Consider the following 19,879-nt stretch of genomic DNA (forward strand, 5'->3'; position numbering starts at 1 on the left):
GCCGCGCGGGCCCGACCCGGCCCCGCCTCACCCAGCCCCGCCGGCGTTTGAGGCGCGGGGGTCCGGGGGCGGAGCCCCCGTGAGCCCCGGCGCAGCCGGGCCGGGGGGTACGGCCGGGCACCGCCGGGGCGCGGCGGCGGCGGGGCTCAGCCGTACATGTCCAGCAGTTGCTCCGCCGAGAGCCCGGCGGCCTCCCGCTCCCCACCCCCCGGCAACGGCAGCTCGAACCAGACCGTCTTGCCCCGGTGCGTCCGCCGCGTCCCCCACCCGGCGGACATCAGCCCGACGAGCTGGAGCCCGCGCCCGCCCTCGTCCGTGTCCCGCGCCCGCCGCCGCCTCGGCTGCGCCAGGTTGCCGTCCCACACCTCGCAGACCAGCGTCCGGTCCAGCAGCAGCCGCAGCCGGATCTCGCCCTCCCCGTACCGCAGCGCGTTGGTGACCAGCTCGCTCACCAGCAGTTCGGTGGTGTCGAGCAGCCCTTCCAGGCCCCAGGCGGGCAGCTTCGTCCGCGCCAGTTCCCGCGCCCGGCCCACCGACCGGGCCTCCCTCGGGAGCTGCCAGTCGCCGACCGCGTCCGTCGGAAGCCCCTGCACCCGTGCCATCAGCAGGGCGATGTCGTCCTCCCCGTGCCGGGTGTCCAGGGTGTTCAGCACGTGGTCGCAGACCTCCTCCAGGGGCCGCGCCGGGTCGGTGAGGGCCGCGCGCAGCCCCCGTAGCCCCTCGTCCAGCGGATGGTCGCGGGACTCCACCAGCCCGTCGGTGTACAGGGCGAGCAGCGCGCCTTCCGCCAGCTCCACCTCGACCTCCTCGAACGGCTCGCCGCCCACGCCCAGCGGCATCCCGGGCGGCACCTCCAGCAGGACGGCGGGCCGTGCCACGCCGTCCTCGCCCGCCGGTTCCACCACGACCGGGGGCATGTGGCCCGCGTTGGCGATCGTGCAGCGCCGGGTCACCGGGTCGTAGACCGCGTAGACGCAGGTGGCGAGGTAGACCTCCGAGCGGTCGGCGTCGCGGGAGTGCAGGGCGGCCCGGGAGGCCTGCTGGGAGCCGCCGGGCGCGCCGAGCCCGCGCGCGATCTCGTCCAGCGCGGTCAGCACCTCCGCCGGTTCGAGGTCCAGCAGCGCCAGGGTCCGTACGGCGGTCCGCAGTTCGCCCATGGCGACGGCGGCCCGCAGGCCCCGGCCCATCACGTCGCCGACGACCAGGGCGGTGCGGTGCCCGGGCAGTTCGATGACGTCGAACCAGTCCCCGCCGACCTCGGTGGCCGCGTTGCCGGGCAGGTAGCGGCAGGCGATGTCCAGGCCGGCCGCCTCCGGGTCGCCGGGCGGCAGCAGGCTGCGCTGGAGGATCAGGGCCCGCTCGTGCTCGCGCCGGTACAGCCGTGCGTTGTCGATGCAGACGGCGGCCCGCGCGGCCAGTTCCACGGCGACGGCCCGGTCCCGCTCGCCGAAGGGTTCGCTGCCCTTGGTCCGGGAGAACCGGGCGAGGCCGACCACCGTGTCGTGGGCGACCAGCGGGACCACCAGCGTCGACTGGACCAGGTCCTCGGGCCCGCCGCCCTCGATCAGTCCGGGCCGCGCCGTACGCAGCGCCAGCGCGCCCGGCGATCCGGCCGGGTACCGGTGGACCTCGCCCACGGCGACGGGCGCGCCCTGGCCCGGCAGCGCGATGTCCGACACGGCCGAGGCGAAGGCGACCCGCCGCAGCGGCGCGGAGGGGGCCCGTCCGGGTCCCTGTCCGGGCAGGGAGGGCACCCCGGGTCCGCGCAGTTTGGCGGCCCGGTCCTCGTCGCCGAGCAGCAGCCCCTGGTACAGGTCGACGGAGGCCAGGTCGCAGAAGCCGGGGACGGTCACGTCCAGCAGTTCCCGGGCGGTGGTCTCCAGGTCGAGGGAGTTCCCGATCCGGTGTCCGGCCTCGTTGAGGAGGGCGAGGTTGCGCCGCACCCCGGCGGCCTCACGGGCGGCGAGGTGACGCCGGGTCACGTCGGTGCCGATCCCGGCGACCCCGATGGGGCGGCCGGTGCCGCCGTGCAGCCGGTAGAGGTTGATGGACCAGTGGCGGTCGTCCCGGCTGCCCGGAGGGGCGCCGGTGATCCGCAGGTCGGTGACGGAGTCGCCGGTCTCCAGCACCCGCCGCAGCGCCTCGGTCATCCGGTCGGCCTCGTGGCGGGGCAGGTAGTCGTGGACGGTCCGGCCCCGGTGCCGGGTCGCGGCGCCGCCGAAGACGGTGGCGAAGCGGCGGTTGGCCCGCTGCACGGTGAGGTCGGTGCCGAAGAGCAGGAAACCGAAGGGCGATTGGCCGAAAATCGCCTGTGATGCCGCCAGGTCGGACTCGATCCGGCGCAGTGCGCGCACATCGACGACGACACAGAGGGCGGCCCGCTCGGCGGCCTCGGTCTGGGTCGGCATCACATAGATCTCGGCCACTCCGTGCGTACCGTCACCCCCGGGGACACGGAAGGGGATCAGCCCCGTCCACTCCTTGCCGTCGAGGATCTCGGCGACCCGGCGGTGCGCACCGGCCCGCAGTTCCGGCGGCATGAAGGCGTCGACCGGGTCCCGGCCCACCGCCTGGGCCGCCGGCAGGCCGAACAGTTCCTCGGCGCGCAGGCTCCACTGGTCGATGAGCCCGTCGGGGCCGATCGAGAACGAAGCCACTTTTATGTAGTCGTATATCGAGCCAGGCGGACTGCTGTGCCACAAGGAGTCGTGCCATGTCTCCCGAGGCACGTGGGCCTGATGTGCCTGCGCAGGTATCTCGCTCACGCGACCGTCCCCTCCAGCTCACCGCAACCGGACCGGCCTGGACCGAAAGTATTCAGCACCACGGCCCCTGACGGCACGGCGTTCACGATCACAGCACGGTCTCGTTCGTTTCGAGCCACGTCACGTGATCTCCCCGGAGTCCGTCCGGGGACGCCCCCTGCCACCGTTCACCCTGTTACTCACCAGGAATAGCCAACTCGAACCACACGGTCTTGCCCGACTTTCCGTGTCGCGTTCCCCAGCGCCGCGACGAGGTCGCGACGAGATGCAGGCCCCGGCCGCCCTCGTCGTCCGGTCGCGCGACCCGTTCGCGGGGCGGATCGGGCAGCGGATCGGAAACCTCCACGAGCAGCGCGGCGCCCCCCTCCGGACTCCCGTTGGCCTGATTGCGCCGCACCAGCCGGACCCCGATGGGGCCGGAAGCATACCGCAGGGAGTTGGTGACCAACTCGCTGACCAGCAGGACGGTCACGTCGCCGACGGAATCCAGCCCCCAGTCCCGGAGGGCGGCGCGCACGGCGTGGCGGGCGGCGCGGACCGCGCCGGGCTCGGCGGGGAAGGCCCACTCGGCGCATTCACCGTCTGTGTCGATCACGCCGATCACTTCCCGGGCCAGCGGTGACCCCAGTCCGGTTCGTCGGGGACGAAAGGGGGGCGGGATGGGGATTAATAGCGACATACCCGATATTTAGGGCGTCGTACCACTCGCTTCTCACACACCGGCGCACGGTGGCGCAGACGGCCCAGTCGGCCCGGACGGCGAACGCCACGCGCCCCCGTGTGGCGCGAAGGTGTGCGTCGTGCGCCCCCACGCGCCCCGGACCACCCTCCTCGCGCGCCCCCGCGCGCCCTCCCCCGACGGCCGGAACCCGGGACCGGGCCGGGGCACCACCCTGCCGAAACCCGGGTACCCGGCATCCGGCCATCCGGCACCTGACATCCGGGACGGGGGACGGGGCCGGGCCGGGCGGTACGGGCCCCGGCCGTCACGCGGGCGGGGTCGTCATCCGGCCGGGGTCGTCATCCGCTGCGGACCGCGCGGGTCACAGGACCGCGCGGGTCACGCGCCTTCGCTCAGCCGGCGCCCGGCCTCGGCGACGGCCGGACGGTCCTGGTCGAGCCAGTCCACCGAGTCCAGTTCCTGCGGCCCGAGCCAGCGCAGCTCGTCGTGGTCCTCCAGCGGTGCGGGCTCCCCGGAGACCAGTCGCGCGGTCCACACGTGCAGGACCAGGCCGGGCTTGAGCGGCCACTCCCCCGGAATCCGCTCCAGCGGCTCCGTCTCCACGCCGAGTTCCTCGCGCAGTTCGCGCACCAGCGCCTCGGGCACGGACTCGCCCGGTTCCGTCTTCCCGCCCGGCAGCTCCCAGCGCCCGGCCAGCTCCGGCGGCGCGCTGCGGCGGGCGGCCAGCAGGCGCCCCTCATGACAAAGGGCTCCGCCCACGACCACTCTTACCGTCATGGGCGGAGCCTATGTCAATGCCGGAACACTCAGTTCTTCGTGGCGCTCTGGCCGATCTTCTCGACCCAGTAGGTCTGCCGGTGCCCCCGGTCCTCGAAGCCGTCGGCGACCTTCTGGGCCTCGGCCCGGGTGGGGTACCGGCCCACCCGGTAGCGGTTGCCGTTGTCGTCCTGCCGTATGACCAGCCACTGGAGCAGGGCACCGCCGTCGTTCATCGCGTTCTCACCCTCCGCGGGGGCACCTGACCGGGAAACCGCATTGCGCATATGCCGGAGCTTACGCCCGACCTTCACTCAGCGGATACGATTTTTCACGAAGAGGTACCTCGCGGGCGTAAGCATCCGGCCACGCGTACGAGGGCGCCGTGCGCTCCGGCCCGGACCCGGCGCACCGGGGTGCCGACCGGCCCCCTCTCCGCTCCCACCCCCGCCCGGCAGCCGTCGCCGCAGGTCACACCGGTCGGGCGGGGCAAGGTCCGGTGGAGCGGTCCGGGCCCGGCGGGGCACACGGCCGGTGGCGCCGGGGGCGCGCGCACCGGCTCACACGCCGGGCAGGTCCACCGCACTGCGCTCCCGCACGCCTCCGTACCCGGACCGCTCCCGCGCCCCGGCCGGACCGGGTCCGAGCTGGCCGTACTTCCCCGCCGCCGACCGGGCGGCCACCCGCACCGGAGGAGGGCCGGACCCGGACCCGGCGCACGTGCCGGACCCCGCCGGGGCGTCCGGGGCCCGCCCCGGCACGGCCGATCACCATCGCGCCGAAACCCGCCGGTCGGCCGGAGGCACCACCCGGCCGCACGAACACCGGGAGCAACGCAGCGTCACACGGACCCCACACCCGCCACCCGCCCGCGTAGGCCGCCCGGGCCGGACGGCGGCCTACGGGACGGCAGTCGGCCGCACCGCCCGGCAGTCGGCGGGACGGCGGGACCGCCGGACCGGTACCGCGCCGTCCGGCCGGGCCCCGCCGGGCGCGCCGCCACGGCCGCCTCAGCCGGAAACCGGGATCGGAAGCCCACACGGACCGGAAGCCCGCGCGGACCGCCGGCACCGCCCGCCCGTGCCGCCCCGCCCCTCCCCACCCGTCCGGTCCCGCAGGGTCACCGCACCGGGAGGTGGTAGGAGAGGCGGTAGCGGTCCGCCGGGACCACCACATCGGCCGTCTCCACCGCGCGCCCGGAGGCGAAGTAGGTGCGGCCGATCACCAGCACCACGTGCCCGGGGACCCCGCCCAGGAGGAGGAGTTCCTCCGCCAGCCCCGGCCGGGCGCCGACATCCTCGACCACGTTGTCCACGACGACCTCGATCGCGGCCATCCGGTCGACCACCCCGGAGCCGCCCAGCGGGCCCTCCTCGGGGAGCATCACCGGGGTCCGGCCGGTCAGGGCCAGCGGTTCCCATGACGTCGACAGCATCATCGCCTCGCCCGCGTCCCGGAAGACGTACCGCGTCCGCATCACCCGCTCGCCCGGCTCGATGCCGAGCCGCTCCGCGATCCCCGCCGGGGCGCCCGTCTGCTCGCTGTTCGACTCCCACGTGCCCCGGGCGCCCGCCTCCGCCTGCTCCTGCCGGAACGGCGTCGAGGTGCCGCCCGTGCGGTAGCCGGAGCGCGCGACCCGCCGGGGCACGGGCTGCTCCCGTACGTACGTACCGGACCCGGAGCGGCCTTCGACCAGCCCCTCCGCCATCAGGACCTTGCGCGCTTCCAGCGCCACGGTGTCGGAGACCCCGTACTCCTCGCGGATACGGGCCTGCGAGGGGAGCCGGGCGTGCGGGGGGAGGGAGCCGTCGACGATCTTCCGCCGCAGGTCCCCCGCCACGCGCAGATAGGCCGGCTGCTCACCGAAAGTCACTGGCCACTCCCATCAGGTTGACAGACAGCTACACCCTGGCAACCGAACGTGGCACACCGCAAGCGAGGGCCAAAGTTTCACCCGAAGTGATGAAGGCAGGTCACTCAAACCCCTTACCGTGCGTTACCCCCAGGAACGCGGCCCCGAAGTGCGGCCCCGGAAACCCGGAACCGGGCCCCCGGCCCGGCCCCTCACACCTGCTGGGAGGGCGGCCCGCCGCCCCAACCGCCCTCCGGGCCCGCCGCGCCCTCCTCCGCCCACCACGGGACCTGCGTCGACAGCCCGTACGCGCCGCGCAGCGCCTTCTCCGTCTCCACGGACATCGCCCGCAGGGCCCGGCCCCACTGGACGTCGAACTCCGTGGCGGTCCGCGCCTGGGAGGCCCGCTGCCACGCCAGCCGGGCCGTCTCGATCTCCTTCAGCCGCGCCCGGACGGGCTTCTCCATCCCCGGCCCGGACCTGGCCTCCCCCAGCACCTCCGCCTCGTACGCCAGCGCCGCCTGCGCCTCGCGCGCCCACGCCTGGTGCTCGGACAGCGTGTCCGCGACGTCCGCCATCGGCGACCTGGCGCCGATGACCTGCTCGACGGCGTTCGCCGCCCGGAGGAAGGCGGCCTGTCCGGGCGTCAGCGCCCCGGCCTCCTGGTGCAGGCTGCCCTTCTGCTCCTCCGCCGTCGTGCCGATCACGCACAACAGTCGCCGGTCGCCCTCGCGCCAGGACTCGCGGGAGGGGGCGAAGTAGTACATCTCCACGGACTCGGGCAGGGCCCAGGTGTCCATCGCGTAGGCGTCCTGCGCCTTCCAGCAGCTGCTCTCGGCCTCCCGCTCCGCCAGGTTCGAACCGGGCATGACGCCCCCGTCGTCCAGCACCTCGGAGAGGGTGATCTCGCCGTGGTGCTCCTGCGCGCAGTCCACCCGGTACGTCCGGGGCCGGTCCGTCATCAGGTCCCCGCCCGGGACGTTGAAGCAGTCGCCGGCCCGCAGCCCGTCGATGTCGGTCAGCTCGCCCGGCACGTCGGGGATCTCCGCGGCCGGGGCCAGCCGGTCGCGGACCGCCGCCGAGAACCGGTCCGCGGTGAGGGCGAGGACGCCCGACATCACCACCGAGACCACCAGGCCGACGACCGCGAGCGCCCGTCCCCGCTGCCGCCCTCCCGCCGTCTGGACGAGGGCCACGACGGCGAAGACGATGCCCAGCGGGGGAAAGCAGAGCAGTCCGACGAGGACCGAGGCGAGCGCGAAGCCGTTGAGCGAGGGCTGCCGCGCGGCGGGGGGCGGACCCCAGACGGGCAGCGGAGAGGGCGGGGGCCAGGAGTGGCCGGTTCCGGGTCCGGGGCCGAAGCCGGGGCCGGGGCCGGTGGGAGGAGTCGGCGGCGAGGGCGGCGGCGTGCTCACGGGGCGTGGTGCTCCATCGGAAGATGCGACAAAAGACGCGAACGAATGCGCGAATAGTACGCAGCAGGGGCGACCGCCCTGACGGTCGCCCCTGCCTGTTCATCGCGGCGTACGAGCGACCGCGCGCAGTCCCGTACGCGCGGTCGTACGCGGTGCCCTGTGGTGCTGCCTTACGTTCCGCTGTCCTTCTTGCTGTCCTTCTTGCTGTCCTTACGTGCCGTTCTTGCTGCTGTCCTTCTCACTACGCCGCTCGTCGCGGTTCCCGCCGGTCGTACACGGCTCCCGGTTCAAACCGTCCGGACCGTCCGAACTGTTCAGACCGTCCAAACCGTCCAAACCGTTCGGACCGTTCGGACCGTTCAGAACTGGAGCGCCCAGGAGTCGATCTTGCCGATGTCCGCGCTCGCGAGGTCCGCGACGCGCAGCTTCCAGACACCGTTGGCGACCTCGGAGGAGGCGTTGACCGTGTAGGTCTGGATGAGGTTGTCCGCGCCGCCGCCGGTGCGGTTGTGCAGGTTGTAGACGGTGCCGTCGGGGGCGACGAGGTCGACGCGCAGGTCACCGATGTAGGTGTGCTTGATGTCGACGGGAACGCTCAGCGCGGCCGGGGCGTTGCCGGCGACCCCGCTGACGGTGACGGGCGACTCGACGGTGGTGTTGTCGTTGACCGCGAAGTCGTTCAGGTTCTCGAAGCGGGGGCCGCCGGGGTTCGGCGGGGTGCCGACGCCGACGTTGAGCAGCCGGTTCGGGGAGCCCGTACCGGGGCCGGTCACCACGTTCGGGACGGCGGCGGCCACGAGGCCCGCCGAGACCTGGGCCGGGGTGCTGCCCGGGTTCTGCGCGAGGTAGAGGGCGGCGGCACCCGCGACGTGCGGCGAGGCCATCGAGGTGCCGGAGATGGTGTTGACGGCGGCGTCCCCGGTGCCCCACGTCGAGGTGATGGCGGAGCCCGGCGCGAAGAGGTCCAGGATGGTGCCGAAGTTGGAGTAGGTGGCCTTCGCGTCCGTGTTGGTGGTGGCGCCGACCGTGATGGCCTCGCCGACGCGCGCCGGGGACTTGGTGGAGGCGTCGGTGGACTCGTTGCCCGCCGCGACGGCGTAGGTGATGCCGGAGGCTATGGAGTTGCGGACGGCCGCGTCGAGCGCGGGGTCCGCGCCGCCGCCGAGCGACATGTTGGCCACGGCCGGCTTGACGGCGTTCTGCGTCACCCAGTCGATGCCCGCGACGACCTGGGCCGTGGTGCCCGAGCCCTGGTTGTTGAGCACCCGGACGCCGACGATCTTGGCCTTCTTGGCCACGCCGTACGCGGTGCCGCCGACCGTGCCGGCGACGTGCGTGCCGTGGCCGTGGCCGTCCTGGGCGGTGTTGTCGTTGTCGACGGCGTCGTAGCCGTAGGAGGCACGGCCGCCGAAGTCCTGGTGGGTGATGCGGACACCGGTGTCGATGACGTACGCCGTGACGCCCTCGCCCGCGTGGTCCGGGTAGGTGTAGCTCTGGTTCAGCGGGAGCGCGGTCTGGTCGATGCGGTCCAGGCCCCAGGAGGGCGGGTTGACCTGGGTGGCGTCGACGGTGAAGAGGCGGTTCTGCACGACCGACGCGACGGCCGGGTCGGCGGCGAGCTTCTTGGCCTGCGCCTCGGAGACCTCGACGGAGTAGCCGTTGAGGGCCGCGCTGTAGGTCCGGTCGATCTTCGCCCCGTACCGCTTGGCGACGGCCTTGCCGCTCTCGGTGGTGGAGCGGGGGGCGGAGTCCTTCAGGGTCACGATGTAGCTGCCGGGGATCGACCCGGAGACGCCCGCGTTCTGGATGACGCCCTGCGCGCCGAGATCGGCTGCCGAGGCGGGTAGCGCCGCAGCCGTGCCGAGCGCGAGGGCCACGACGGCGGTCGCGCTGATGCCGGCGAGTTTCCGGCGGGTGTGGCGGATCACGGACATGTGAGGGGTCCTCCTCATAGGTGGCGCGTTGCGGGGGGTGAACCCGACGGGCCGGTCGTCGGGCATGCCGTCGTGCGGGCATGGGGACATGCACACAGGACATGCTCATGACAACCGAAGGAACGGTCGGGCTGGTGCCACCGAAAGGTTGACCCACCGTTGCCGTGTCCCACAAGAGGACAACGGACGCGTAACATCCGCGCCATACAACGGCCATGATTGAGCAAAGGTGCTCGGAACATGTCGCACGCGCTTCCCGGTTACGTCTGCCCCGACGACGCCACCCGCGCGGACGCCCGCACCGCGCCCTGGTGCTGCCCGGTCTGCGCGGGGCCCTGGGACCTCGACTTCACACCGAATCCGGCCAGCGCGCTGGAACCGGCGGCCGGACCCAACTCGCTGTGGCGGTACGGGCCCGCGCTGCCGCTGCCGGGGGCGTTCTCCGTGTCACTGGCGGAGGGGAACACTCCACTGGTGCCGCTGGCAGAGCGGATTCACGCCAAGCTCGACTACCTGATGCCGACGCTCTCCTTCAAGGACCGGGGTGCGGTGATGCTCGCCGAGGTGGCCCGGCGGCTCGGTCCGCGGCGGGTCGTGGCGGACAGCAGCGGCAACGCGGGAACCTCCGTGGCGGCCTACTGCGCACGGGCCGGGCTGAGTTGTGAAGTTTTTGTGCCCGAGGGCACTTCGGAGAAGAAGACGGACCAGATGCGGGCGCACGGGGCGGCCGTACGCGTGGTCCCGGGCGGCCGGGAGGCAGCCGCGGCGGCGGCCCGCGCCGCGGCGGACACCCCCGGGGTCTTCTACGCGAGCCACGTCTTCAACCCGTACTTCCTTCACGGGACGAAGACATACGTGTACGAAGTGTGGGAGGCGCTCGGCGGCCGGCTGCCCCGGACCCTGGTCGTCCCGGTGGGCAACGGGACCCTGCTGCTGGGGGCCGCGCTGGCGGTGACGGAGCTGGCCGCGCGCGGGGTCCGGCCGCCGTCCCTGATCGCGGTCCAGGCGGAGGCGGTGGCCCCGCTGGCCCGCGCCTTCGCGGCGGGCGCCCGGGACGCCGACCCGGTGGAGCGGCGGCCGACCCTGGCCGAGGGGATCGCGATCGCGGCCCCGCCGCGCGCCCGGCAGATCCTGGCCGCGGTCCGCGCGTCCGGCGGCACCTTCGTCACGGTCACGGACGCGGCCCTGCGCCGGGCCCAGCGGGACCTGGCCGCGCGCGGCCTCTTCGTCGAACCGACGGCCGCCGCCTGCTGGGCGGCGGTGGGCCCCGGGTCCCCGTCGGACCCCTTGCGGGGCCGCTCGGCGGTCCTCCCCCTCTGCGGCGCGGGCGCGAAGACGGGCCTGGCCCCCTGACACCGCGTGCGGTGGCGCCCGGCGCCTCGCGCGCGGTGGCGCGCGGCCGGGCCGCGGGTCAGCCCCGGGTCGCCTGTTCGTAGAGTGCCTTCGCGTGCTCGTCGAAGAGGGCGGCCGTCGAGTCCACGTCCGTGTTCCCGCCGCTCAGCACCCCGATGAGCTGGCCGGGCCGCCCCGGGCCGCCGCGGTCCGCGATCCACGGGCTGCCGCTGGTCCCCGTCCAGAAACCCGCGCAGCTGATGTACAGCATGTCGGGTTCGTCCGTGTCGTGGCGGGTCTGGGTGGTGCAGGAGACCGGCTTGTTCTTCGGGTTGCGCTCGGACTCCGGGTAGCCGACAACCGTCACGTCCCGCTCGTACCCCGAGGTCCACGCGGGGGCCGGGGACTCGCCCCGGCCCACCACCTCCTCGACGGTGCGCCCCCGTGCGTCCGGGTCGACGGTGAGGAAGGCGAAGTCGGCGGTGTCCTCGCCCCACTTCGTCCAGCGGTCGTCCACGTGGATCGAGCGGACCTTCCACGCCCCGAGGGGACGGGCGCCCGAGCCCTCGCCGGAGAAGGCGGGGACGAAGGACAGCTCACCGATGGCGAGCCCGTCGTGGGCGACCTCGCCCGGGTTCCCGTCCTCGCCCGCCGGGGCCACGCAGTGCGCGGCGGTGGCGACGACGTTGCCCTTGGGGCTGTCGACGACGCTCGCCGTGCACCAGTGCTCCCCGTTCGCCATGAGTACGCCGACCGTGGGGAAGGGGTGGACCGCCGCGCTGTCGCCCGGCGCCTTGAAGAAGGCGACGGCGAGGACCGCCGCGATCCCGGCGGCGGCAGCCGCCGACGCCCCCTTCACCACGGGGCTCAACGCACGCCGGGGTCGGGTGTCGGTGCCAGCATCACCTTGCTGATCCACTCCAGGGAGCCCTCCCTCATGCCTCGCACGTACGACTTTCCGTTGTGCTCACCATCCTGGATCACCTGGAGCCTGGTGTGCACGGGACCCTTCCCGTACTCCTTCATGAACTTCTCGGGCTTCTCGCGGCCGGTCTCCGCGGTCCCGATCTGGAAGTTGATGTAGACCTCGGGGCCGCCCGCGGCGATCAGCTTCTGGGCGAGCTTCTCGGGGTTGTCCGCGTCCATGGCCTGCGTGTTCCCCTTCCACAGCGGGGAATCGGGGACGATGTCGATCCCGCTGGCGATGACCGCCTTGAACCGGTCGGGGTACTTCAGGACCTGCTTGAACGCGCCGAATCCGCCCGAGGAGGAGCCCATGAAGGCCCAGCCGTCGCGGGAGGTGAAGGTCCGGAAATTGGCCTTCGTGAAATCCGGGATGTCATCGGCCATCCAGGTGCCCATCCTGGCCTGGCCGGGGATGTCCGAGCCGTCGAAGTGGTTCTTGGTGTCGGCGTTGATCACCGGCATGACGAGGACGAAGGGCAGGCTCTTGCCCGACTTCGCCCCGTCGGTCACGGCCTGCTGGAGCCCGAGCCCGGGGCCGGTCCCCCAGTAGTTCTTGGGGTAGCCGCGGCCCCCGGGCAGGGAGATCAGGACCGGGAAGGCGCTCTTGGCGTACTTCGGGTCCCGGTACTCCTTGGGCGTCCAGACCCACACGTCACCCGTGAAACCGGACTTCTTGCCGGTGAGCGTGGTCATGGCGATCTCCGTCCCGTCCGGCAGCCGGCTGGTACGGACGAAAGCGGCAGCCGGGCCGGTGGGCATCCGTACGACGGACCCGCCGCCGCCCCCGCCGCCGGGCGCGGGGGCGGTGCCCGTAGGCGCACCGGCACCCGTACCCGTACCCGTGTCCGGGCCCGGGCCCGTGGTGGACGTGGTGGACGTGGTGGACACCGTCGGCTTCTGGACCTCGCCGAAGGAGACCGGATCGCCTATGTCGGAGAAGAGTCCGAATGCGTACGCCGCGCCGCCCCCGCCCGCGAGGGCGAGGACGAGCCCGCTCCCGATCAGGGTCCGGCGCAGCCGACGGGACCGACGGCGGCCCGCGTCCGGGACGGTCCCCGGGGCCGTGGTGGTCCCCCCGGCCGTGGTGGTCTCCCCCGTCATGGCCCCGCCCCTCGCCCCGGGGGTGCCCCCCGTCGTGGGACCGCCCGTGTTCACCGGTTCGGCCGTGGTGGTCGTGGCGCTGCCCGTGGTCGTGAGGCCGCCGTCGCGTTGCTGGTCATGCTGCACGGATGTGTCCCGTTCCTTCTCCGGCGCTCGCACGGGAGCGCGGGTCGGACCGATCGGTCCCCCTTACACCTTTAACAGAGGCACGAACGGCCGGATGGGTTGCCTGGGCCCGGGGTGACGTGGCGCTCTCCGCCGGGGGCCGGGGGCGCGCACCGGCCGGAGCGGGGGCGGGGCGGCGGGTCCCGTCCACCGGCGGCTCAGGCTCCGGGCGGCGGCGGACGCCGGGTCCGTCGGCCCGCTCCGGGTCCGGTCAGCCCGTTTCGGGTCCGGTCAGCCCGTTTCGGGCTTCGGACCCTTGAGCACCTTGCTGATCCACTCCAGGGAGCCTTCCTTCATGCCCCGGACGTAGTGCCAGCCGTTGTGCTCGCCGTTCTGGATGTCGCGGATGGTCATCTTGACCGGTCCCTTGCCGTACTGCTGCTGGAACTTCGTCATCCGCTCCTTCCCGCTCTCCTTCGTGCCGATCTGGAAGTTGATGTAGACCTCGGGGCCGCCCGTGTCGATCAGCTTCTGGGCGAGCTTCTCGGGGTTGTTCGCGTCCATGGCCTGCGTGTTCCCCTTCCACAGCGGGGAGTCCGGAACGATCTCGCCGCCGCTGGCGATCACGGCCTTGAACTTGTCCGGGTGCTGGAGGACCGTCTTCATGCCGACGAAGGCGCCCGAGGAGGAGCCCATGAAGGCCCAGCCGTCGCGGGACTTGTAGGTGCGGAAGTTGGCCTTGGCGAAGGCCGGGACGTCCTCGGCGATCCAGGTGCCCATCTTGGCCTGGCCGGGGATGTCCGAGCCGTCGTAGTAGTACTTGTTGTCCGGGTTGAGCACCGGCATGATCACGACGAACGGCAGGCTGGTACCGGCCTGGACGCCTTCGCTGATGGCCTTCTGGAGACCGAGGCTCCGGTCCGACCAGTAGTTGCTCGGGAACCCGTTGCCGCCGGGGAGCGCGATGAGCACCGGGAAGCCGCTCTTGGCGTACTTCGGGTCGCCGTACTCCTTGGGCGTCCAGACCCAGACGTCACCCTCGAACCCGGACTTGGCACCCGCGAGCCGGGTCTTGGCGATGACCGTGCCGTCGTCCAGCTTGGTGGTCTGCTTGAAGGCGGACTCCGGCCCGGTCGGCATGAGCACGTCCGGGTCGGCGGTGGGCTTGGCGGCCTGGGCCCCGCCCGGCGTCTTCTTCTCTGCTTCGGCGCCGGCCCCCTTGCCGAAGCTCACGGCCTCGCCGTTGCCGGAGAACCAGTCGAGTTTCCAGGCGGCGAACCCGCCACCGCCGAGGAGCAGCGCGAGGACCACGACGAGGCTGATCCATATCGCCCGCCGGGACCGCCCGGGCCGCTCTTCCTCCTCCTCCGGCCGCAGGGGCGGGTACGGCTGGAACCCCTGCTCCGGCGACTGCCCGTACGTCTGCCCGTACGTCTGCTGGCCGCCCTCCCGGTACCCGGCCTCGTACCCCGCTTCGTAACCGGCCTCGTACCCGTTGCCCCGACCCGGGCCCTGGCCCTGCGGTCTGCCCTGCTCCTGCGGCTGTACCTGCGGCCGGCCACCGCGGGCCGGGTGCTCCTGGTACGGCGACTGGTCATCAGGCCGCGGGCGCTGCGGGTACTGGTGCACGAACTTCGCTCCGAACGGTCATGACTGCCCCGGGGGGCAGAACGGCTGGGCATCCCCTAGCTCTGATGTACGAATGCCGCGCGCAGTTCCAAAGCCCGGCAAAAACATGACCGACATCTCAACCCCCGCACACCCCACCCCGGAAGTACGCACCCGGGCTGCCGTGACGCCGTGACCGCACTGCCCGACCGGATGCGCCCGCCGCGACCGGACCGTCGAGCTGCGCGAGTACGCCGAGGCCGGCATCCGGCACTACTGGTGCGTCAAGGACGAGGCGCGATTCCACGTCAGCACGGGAATACGGAAGGGCCGAGCTCACCGGAGCCCGACCCCTTCTGTCCTGCACGTTCGACCGATGACCTGACGCAGAACGACAACACGGCACACGTTGAAGCGGAACGTTCAGCACGGTACGGGTGCGAGGCGCCGGCTGGACCCCTACGCGGGCAGTCTCACCACGGCCGGTGTCACCATCTCGTTGTACTCAAGAGCGATCGGGTCCAGCTCGACGCTACGGACCAGGACACCCGGGAAGTCCTTGAAACGTGCCAGGGCATCGGCGATGGCCTGAGTCAGCGTCCCTGCCTCGAATGAGCAGGTGAACCAGGAGCGCTCAGGGGACTCGACCAGCGAGATTCTCCCGTCGTGAAAGCTGGCCAACTGTGCCAGCGCATCGGACTGTTCCTCGGTAATGACATCCTGCAAAACCAGGTTGAAGTACCAGTTACGCGCAAGCGCGGTGTTGCCTGACGAAACCATCGATATACCTTGCTTCTTCGCTCGGGTTCTGCGGCGTACAGGACACCGTGCGCCGCTGGTTGCACGGACAGCACAGCACGTAGCCCCACTTGTGACCGCCTCCTGTACGAGTCACCTTGAGCCCGGCCGCCTCCGCCCTCTTGAGCGCCGCTTCGACATCCTTCTTCTGGTGCCGGTCGCCGATTCCCATAGCCGTACGTCCTACTCACCGACCACGAGGAAGACGCGGAGTGCGGGCCGAAGCCACCCGATCGAGCTCCCGCTCCCGCTCCCGGCGCGCTCATGACCACGGAGCCGGAAGAACCTCCACGACCCTCCACCACCCACCCGCTCGTCTGCTCACCGGGCCGTTTTGCCCCCAGCCGGCCCAGCACGGGGAAGACAAGGGGCCCGCTCCCGGAGGAGTGGGCCCACGATCCCGCAGGGGAGAACGTCCCAGCGCCACCCGCACCGCATGAACGGTCAGTAGTGGTACCGGGCCGCGAGGATGACGATCTCCTTGTCCGTGACCAGATGGACCAGGCGATGTTCATCGTCGATCCGCCGCGACCAAGCCCCCGGCAAGTGGTATTTCAGCGGCTCGGGCTTGCCGACTCCCGGAGGAGTCGACCCCCTCCCGACCTGCACGCCCGACAGGTTGACCAGCACACAGCGACGGGAGGACATCATGAGGGAGACGCTGGCGCGCGGTGAGTGAGTACCGAGCCGTCTTCCGCCCTGGGGCGCAGGCCGAGCTTCGGAAGATCCCTCGTGACATGGCGCTGCGCATCCTGGCCAAGCTGACCGAGTTGGAGACCGACCCTCTCGGCTTCAACACCACCGCACTCGTGTCCCAGCCCGAGCGACGCCGTCTGCGCGTCGGCGACTACCGCGTCGTCTACACGATCGACAACGGAGAGCTGGTGGTCTGGGTCGTTCATGTGGGACACCGGTCCACCGTTCATGAGACCTGATTGCCACTGACCCCACGTCAGGATATCCAGCACCCATCCAGCACGGTGACGACGAAGAGGTCGGGCTCGATAGAGCCCGACCCCTTCCGACCTGCATGTTTGCCACGTCAGCGACGTGGTGTTATTTCATCCGCTCACACGTTTCGGCGCAAGAACTCTTCACGCCGGGCCTGCTCAACAGCGTCCATGACGCGAACCCAGTCGGAGCTCCAGTCCCGCGTCAGCGGCTTTTGCGGCAGTCGGCAGAGCGTGAGAACCAGACGCTCAAGAGCACCTCACCCGAGGTGGCTATAGCCGCTACCGTGAAGCCATGACCGCACTGCCCGACTGGATGCGCCCGCCTCGCGCGGAAGGCTGGTTCGCGGAGGACCTCGACCGCCTCCCCGAGGCGCCTCGCCACACCGAGCTGATCGACGGAGCACTCGTCTTCATGATGTCGCCGCAGAGGTGGTGGCACGGCCACCTCGTCACCATGCTCACGGTCGCACTCATGGAGCAGGTGCCCGCCGACACCAGAGTCGGCCGCGAGATGACCATCAAGCTCGACCCGCGCAACCGTCCCGAACCGGACCTGCTGGTGACAACGGCCGACTTCGACGGGGACCGCACCTGGTTCGCACCGGAGGACGTCCAGCTCGTCATCGAGGTCGTCTCCCCCGAGTCCGCCCACCGCGATCGCAGCGTGAAGCTTCGCAAGTACGCAGAGGCCGGCATCCCGCACTACTGGTGCATCGAGGACGAGGACGGGGCACCCGTCGTCCACGTCTACGAGCTCGACGAACCCACCGGCGCATACGCGCCCGCCGGGATCTTCCGGGGCACTCTCCAGCGCCCGGTGCCCTTCGAGGTCAGCCTGGACCTCGACAAGCTCACGCCGCCCCGACACGGCTGAAAAGTCAGCACCAAGTCGGCACGGGAATGCAGAAGGGATCGGACTCGCCAGAGTCCGATCCCTTCTGACCTGCACGTTTGACGAAACTAGCCAACGTGCAGTAACGAGGCGATTACACGTTGAAGCGGAACTCCACCACGTCGCCGTCCTGCATGACGTAGTCCTTGCCCTCCATGCGGGCCTTGCCCTTGGCGCGGGCTTCGGCGACCGAGCCGCAGGTGACCAGGTCGGCGAAGGAGATGACCTCGGCCTTGATGAAGCCGCGCTGGAAGTCGGTGTGGATGACGCCGGCGGCCTCGGGGGCGGTGGCGCCCTGCGGGATGGTCCAGGCGCGGGTTTCCTTGGGGCCTGCCGTCAGGTAGGTCTGGAGGCCCAGGGTGGCGAAGCCGACGCGGCCGAGGGTGGCGAGGCCGGGCTCCTCCTGGCCGACCGACTGGAGGAGTTCGAGGGCCTCCTCGTCGTCCAGCTCGGACAGGTCCTGCTCCAGCTTGGCGTTGAGGAAGATCGCCTCGGCCGGGGCGACGAGTGCGCTCTGCTCCGCCTTGAAGGCGTCGTCCGTCAGCTCGTCCTCGTCCACGTTGAAGACGTAGAGGAAGGGCTTGGTGGTGAGGAGGTGCAGCTCGTGGAGGAGGTCGCCCTGCTCCGTGCCCTTGGTGATGCCGTGGGAGAAGAGGGTGTCGCCCGCTTCCAGGATCTTCTGGGCCTTCTCGACCGCCGCCAGGACCGCGACCTTCTCCTTCTGGAGACGGGACTCCTTCGTCAGGCGCGGCACCGCCTTCTCGACGGACTGGAGGTCGGCGAGGATCAGCTCGGTGTTGATCGTCTCGATGTCGTCCTTGGGCGAGACCTTGCCGTCGACGTGGACGACGTTCTCGTCCTTGAAGGCGCGGATGACCTGGCAGATCGCGTCCGACTCGCGGATGTTCGCGAGGAACTTGTTGCCCAGGCCCTCACCCTCCGAGGCGCCGCGCACGATGCCCGCGATGTCGACGAAGTCGACCGTGGCCGGAAGGATCTTCTGGGAGCCGAAGATACCCGCGAGGACCGCGAGGCGCTGGTCCGGGACGCCGACGACGCCGACGTTCGGCTCGATGGTGGCGAACGGGTAGTTGGCCGCCAGCACGTCGTTCTTGGTCAGGGCGTTGAAAAGGGTCGACTTGCCGACATTCGGCAGGCCGACGATTCCGATCGTGAGCGACACGTTGGCGACTTCCCGTAGCTGGAGGGGGCGGCGGCCCGGGGGCGGGCCATCGGACAGTTTACTTTCCGATGAGCGTCCGGCGTTGTACGCGTGTCCAGCCGCCCATATGACTGTCTTCCCGCCTACTTTTGTCGGGTGGAGCAATACAGGACGCGACCGGCCCCTCACCCGCAGCGACCCCAGCAGCCGCAGGAACCCCAGCGGCCCCCGGCCCAGCGGCGGCGGCCGCCCGCCGCCGCCGTGCCCGCCCAGGGCGGCGGCGGGCCCCGGCGGCCCGCCCTGGCGCGCAAGCTGCCCCGGCCCCGGCTGACGGGCCTCGGCGGCGGGCTGTTCGCCTGCGCCGCCATGCTGCCCGTCGCCGGGATCGACTGGCTGCTCTTCGACGCCTCGCTCTTCTGCTACGGACTGCTCTTCCTGGTCGTCGCGGCCGTCACCGCGCTCTGGGTGCGGCCCGCCGACCTGATCACCGCACCGGTCTCCGCGCCGATCGCCTTCGCCGTCGGGGTGTGGCCCGTCTCGGGCGGCTCCGGCGGTTTCGGCGGGCAGCTCATGGGGCTCGTCTCCGCACTGTCCCTGCACGCCGGCTGGCTGTACGCGGGGACGCTGGTCGCCGCCCTGATCGCGCTGGCCCGCCGGGCGGTGCTCAGCGGACGCCGCCGCGCCCGCAAGCCCCTCTGACGCCCCGGGCCGCCCGGCTACCCCCGGCCCGCCCCGCCGCCGCCGCCGCCGACGCCCCCGGACCCGGACCCGGACCCGCCGGAAACGGCGGCCGCCGCGTCCCGGGCCGCCATCGCCGCGCCGACGATCCCCGCCCCGTTCTGGAGCTTCGCCGGGACGATCTCGGCCCGGATGCCCTCGATCAGCGGCAGGAACCGCTCCGGCTTGCGGCTGACGCCGCCCCCGAGGATGAACAGGTCCGGGGAGAACAGCATCTCCACGTGGGCGAGGTACCTCTGCAGCCGGTGCGCCCACCGCTCCCAGCTGAGGTCCCCGTCCTCCTTGGCCTTGACGGAGGCGCGCGTCTCCGCGTCGTGGCCCTTGAGCTCCAGGTGGCCCAGCTCCGTGTTGGGGACGAGCCGGCCGTCCGTGAACAGGGCGCTGCCGATGCCCGTGCCCAGGGTGAGCAGGATGACGGTGCCGCCGCGCCCGCGCCCGGCCCCGTAGGTCATCTCGGCGGTCCCCGCCGCGTCCGCGTCGTTGAGGACCGTCACCGGACGGCCGCCCAGCGCGCGCGAGAGCAGCCCCGCCGCGTCCTGGTCCACCCAGCCTTTGTCCACATTGGCCGCCGTACGGGTGATGCCGCCCGTGACGACGCCCGGGAACGTGACCCCCACCGGGCCGTCCCAGCCGAAGTGGCGGACCACCTCGACGACGCGGCCGGCCACCCCGTCGGGGGTGGCCGGCTGCGGTGTCGCTACCTTGTGGCGCTCCTGCGCCAGCTCGCCACGGTCCGGTTCCAGGTCCACGGGAGCGCCCTTGATCCCGGAACCGCCGATGTCCACGCCGAAGATCTGCATGGACATACGGTACGAAAACC

Annotated in this window: 18 protein-coding genes and 1 pseudogene; 5 read left to right on the top strand and 14 right to left on the bottom strand. The window is 71.9% G+C overall.

The features are described from left to right. Window positions 1–146: 146 nt before the first annotated feature. The 7 genes from ACIA5F_RS03390 to ACIA5F_RS03420 form a co-directional block, all read right to left on the bottom strand. Window positions 147–2,729 carry a SpoIIE family protein phosphatase gene (locus tag ACIA5F_RS03390; RefSeq protein ID WP_399348904.1) on the bottom strand — a complete coding sequence of 861 codons (2,583 nt, stop codon included), beginning with the start codon at window positions 2,727–2,729 and terminating at the stop codon, window positions 147–149. A 211-nt stretch (window positions 2,730–2,940) separates the two neighbouring features. After that, complete coding sequence (locus tag ACIA5F_RS03395; RefSeq protein WP_399348587.1) at window positions 2,941–3,369, bottom strand: ATP-binding protein; 429 nt, start codon at window positions 3,367–3,369, stop codon at window positions 2,941–2,943. Between the two features lie 456 nt (window positions 3,370–3,825). Then, complete coding sequence (locus ACIA5F_RS03400; protein WP_399348589.1) at window positions 3,826–4,224, bottom strand: (deoxy)nucleoside triphosphate pyrophosphohydrolase; 399 nt, start codon at window positions 4,222–4,224, stop codon at window positions 3,826–3,828. A 29-nt stretch (window positions 4,225–4,253) separates the two neighbouring features. Further along, window positions 4,254–4,439 (bottom strand): SPOR domain-containing protein, encoded by a 186-nt coding sequence (locus tag ACIA5F_RS03405; RefSeq protein WP_399348591.1) that lies wholly within the window; start codon window positions 4,437–4,439, stop codon window positions 4,254–4,256. Between the two features lie 884 nt (window positions 4,440–5,323). After that, window positions 5,324–6,076, bottom strand: coding sequence for a GntR family transcriptional regulator (locus tag ACIA5F_RS03410; RefSeq protein WP_399348593.1), 753 nt, complete (start codon window positions 6,074–6,076; stop codon window positions 5,324–5,326). Between the two features lie 191 nt (window positions 6,077–6,267). Next, window positions 6,268–7,470 carry a septum formation family protein gene (locus ACIA5F_RS03415; protein WP_399348595.1) on the bottom strand — a complete coding sequence of 401 codons (1,203 nt, stop codon included), beginning with the start codon at window positions 7,468–7,470 and terminating at the stop codon, window positions 6,268–6,270. A gap of 359 nt (window positions 7,471–7,829) precedes the next feature. After that, on the bottom strand, window positions 7,830–9,404 hold the full coding sequence (locus tag ACIA5F_RS03420; protein WP_399348597.1) for a S8 family peptidase: 1,575 nt from the start codon (window positions 9,402–9,404) through the stop codon (window positions 7,830–7,832). A gap of 240 nt (window positions 9,405–9,644) precedes the next feature. On the opposite strand from ACIA5F_RS03420, the gene ACIA5F_RS03425 reads away from it, so the two are divergent. After that, window positions 9,645–10,757: a threonine synthase gene (locus tag ACIA5F_RS03425; protein ID WP_399348599.1), complete on the top strand. Its 1,113-nt coding sequence runs from the start codon at window positions 9,645–9,647 to the stop codon at window positions 10,755–10,757. A 58-nt stretch (window positions 10,758–10,815) separates the two neighbouring features. On the opposite strand, the gene ACIA5F_RS03430 is transcribed toward ACIA5F_RS03425, so the two are convergent. The 3 genes from ACIA5F_RS03430 to ACIA5F_RS03440 form a co-directional block, all read right to left on the bottom strand. Next, window positions 10,816–11,598 carry a trypsin-like serine peptidase gene (locus ACIA5F_RS03430; protein WP_399348601.1) on the bottom strand — a complete coding sequence of 261 codons (783 nt, stop codon included), beginning with the start codon at window positions 11,596–11,598 and terminating at the stop codon, window positions 10,816–10,818. Between the two features lie 5 nt (window positions 11,599–11,603). Next, window positions 11,604–12,929 carry an alpha/beta hydrolase gene (locus ACIA5F_RS03435; protein WP_399348603.1) on the bottom strand — a complete coding sequence of 442 codons (1,326 nt, stop codon included), beginning with the start codon at window positions 12,927–12,929 and terminating at the stop codon, window positions 11,604–11,606. 270 nt (window positions 12,930–13,199) lie between these two features. Beyond that, window positions 13,200–14,285 carry an alpha/beta hydrolase gene (locus tag ACIA5F_RS03440; RefSeq protein ID WP_399348906.1) on the bottom strand — a complete coding sequence of 362 codons (1,086 nt, stop codon included), beginning with the start codon at window positions 14,283–14,285 and terminating at the stop codon, window positions 13,200–13,202. 448 nt (window positions 14,286–14,733) lie between these two features. On the opposite strand from ACIA5F_RS03440, the pseudogene ACIA5F_RS03445 reads away from it, so the two are divergent. Further along, window positions 14,734–14,811, top strand: a pseudogene (locus ACIA5F_RS03445) (Uma2 family endonuclease); the annotation flags it as partial. A gap of 164 nt (window positions 14,812–14,975) precedes the next feature. Here the strand turns inward: ACIA5F_RS03445 and ACIA5F_RS03450 are convergent. Both ACIA5F_RS03450 and ACIA5F_RS03455 read right to left on the bottom strand, forming a co-directional pair. Next, window positions 14,976–15,296: a hypothetical protein gene (locus tag ACIA5F_RS03450; RefSeq protein WP_399348605.1), complete on the bottom strand. Its 321-nt coding sequence runs from the start codon at window positions 15,294–15,296 to the stop codon at window positions 14,976–14,978. Window positions 15,297–15,758: 462 nt separating this feature from the next. After that, complete coding sequence (locus ACIA5F_RS03455; protein WP_399348607.1) at window positions 15,759–15,965, bottom strand: Txe/YoeB family addiction module toxin; 207 nt, start codon at window positions 15,963–15,965, stop codon at window positions 15,759–15,761. Between the two features lie 20 nt (window positions 15,966–15,985). On the opposite strand from ACIA5F_RS03455, the gene ACIA5F_RS03460 reads away from it, so the two are divergent. Then, entirely contained in the window at window positions 15,986–16,249 is a 264-nt protein-coding gene (locus tag ACIA5F_RS03460; RefSeq protein WP_399348609.1) for a type II toxin-antitoxin system RelE/ParE family toxin, read from the top strand. A gap of 310 nt (window positions 16,250–16,559) precedes the next feature. Next, a complete protein-coding gene (locus tag ACIA5F_RS03465; protein ID WP_399348611.1) occupies window positions 16,560–17,141 on the top strand; it encodes a Uma2 family endonuclease in 582 nt (193 codons plus the stop codon). Between the two features lie 112 nt (window positions 17,142–17,253). On the opposite strand, the gene ychF is transcribed toward ACIA5F_RS03465, so the two are convergent. After that, entirely contained in the window at window positions 17,254–18,342 is a 1,089-nt protein-coding gene (gene ychF / locus ACIA5F_RS03470) for a redox-regulated ATPase YchF (protein ID WP_399348613.1), read from the bottom strand. A 135-nt stretch (window positions 18,343–18,477) separates the two neighbouring features. On the opposite strand from ychF, the gene ACIA5F_RS03475 reads away from it, so the two are divergent. Next, window positions 18,478–19,020: a DUF6542 domain-containing protein gene (locus tag ACIA5F_RS03475; protein WP_399348615.1), complete on the top strand. Its 543-nt coding sequence runs from the start codon at window positions 18,478–18,480 to the stop codon at window positions 19,018–19,020. Window positions 19,021–19,037: 17 nt separating this feature from the next. On the opposite strand, the gene ppgK is transcribed toward ACIA5F_RS03475, so the two are convergent. Further along, on the bottom strand, window positions 19,038–19,859 hold the full coding sequence (ppgK, locus tag ACIA5F_RS03480) for a polyphosphate--glucose phosphotransferase (RefSeq protein WP_399348617.1): 822 nt from the start codon (window positions 19,857–19,859) through the stop codon (window positions 19,038–19,040). Between the last annotated feature and the right edge of the window lie 20 nt (window positions 19,860–19,879).

The organism is Streptomyces sp. NPDC051567 (genome assembly GCF_044454165.1).
In the GTDB taxonomy this organism is placed as follows: domain Bacteria; phylum Actinomycetota; class Actinomycetes; order Streptomycetales; family Streptomycetaceae; genus Streptomyces.

Excerpts from the sequence above, each read along its gene's own strand:
- ACIA5F_RS03400 (WP_399348589.1), bottom strand. The coding sequence starts at position 4,224 with ATGACGGTAAGAGTGGTCGTGGGCGGAGCCCTTTGTCATGAGGGGCGC.
- ACIA5F_RS03405 (WP_399348591.1), bottom strand. The coding sequence starts at position 4,439 with ATGAACGACGGCGGTGCCCTGCTCCAGTGGCTGGTCATACGGCAGGAC.
- ACIA5F_RS03420 (WP_399348597.1), bottom strand. The coding sequence starts at position 9,404 with ATGTCCGTGATCCGCCACACCCGCCGGAAACTCGCCGGCATCAGCGCG.
- ACIA5F_RS03425 (WP_399348599.1), top strand. The coding sequence starts at position 9,645 with ATGTCGCACGCGCTTCCCGGTTACGTCTGCCCCGACGACGCCACCCGC.
- ACIA5F_RS03450 (WP_399348605.1), bottom strand. The coding sequence starts at position 15,296 with ATGGTTTCGTCAGGCAACACCGCGCTTGCGCGTAACTGGTACTTCAAC.
- ACIA5F_RS03455 (WP_399348607.1), bottom strand. The coding sequence starts at position 15,965 with ATGATGTCCTCCCGTCGCTGTGTGCTGGTCAACCTGTCGGGCGTGCAG.
- ACIA5F_RS03465 (WP_399348611.1), top strand. The coding sequence starts at position 16,560 with ATGACCGCACTGCCCGACTGGATGCGCCCGCCTCGCGCGGAAGGCTGG.
- ppgK (WP_399348617.1), bottom strand. The coding sequence starts at position 19,859 with ATGCAGATCTTCGGCGTGGACATCGGCGGTTCCGGGATCAAGGGCGCT.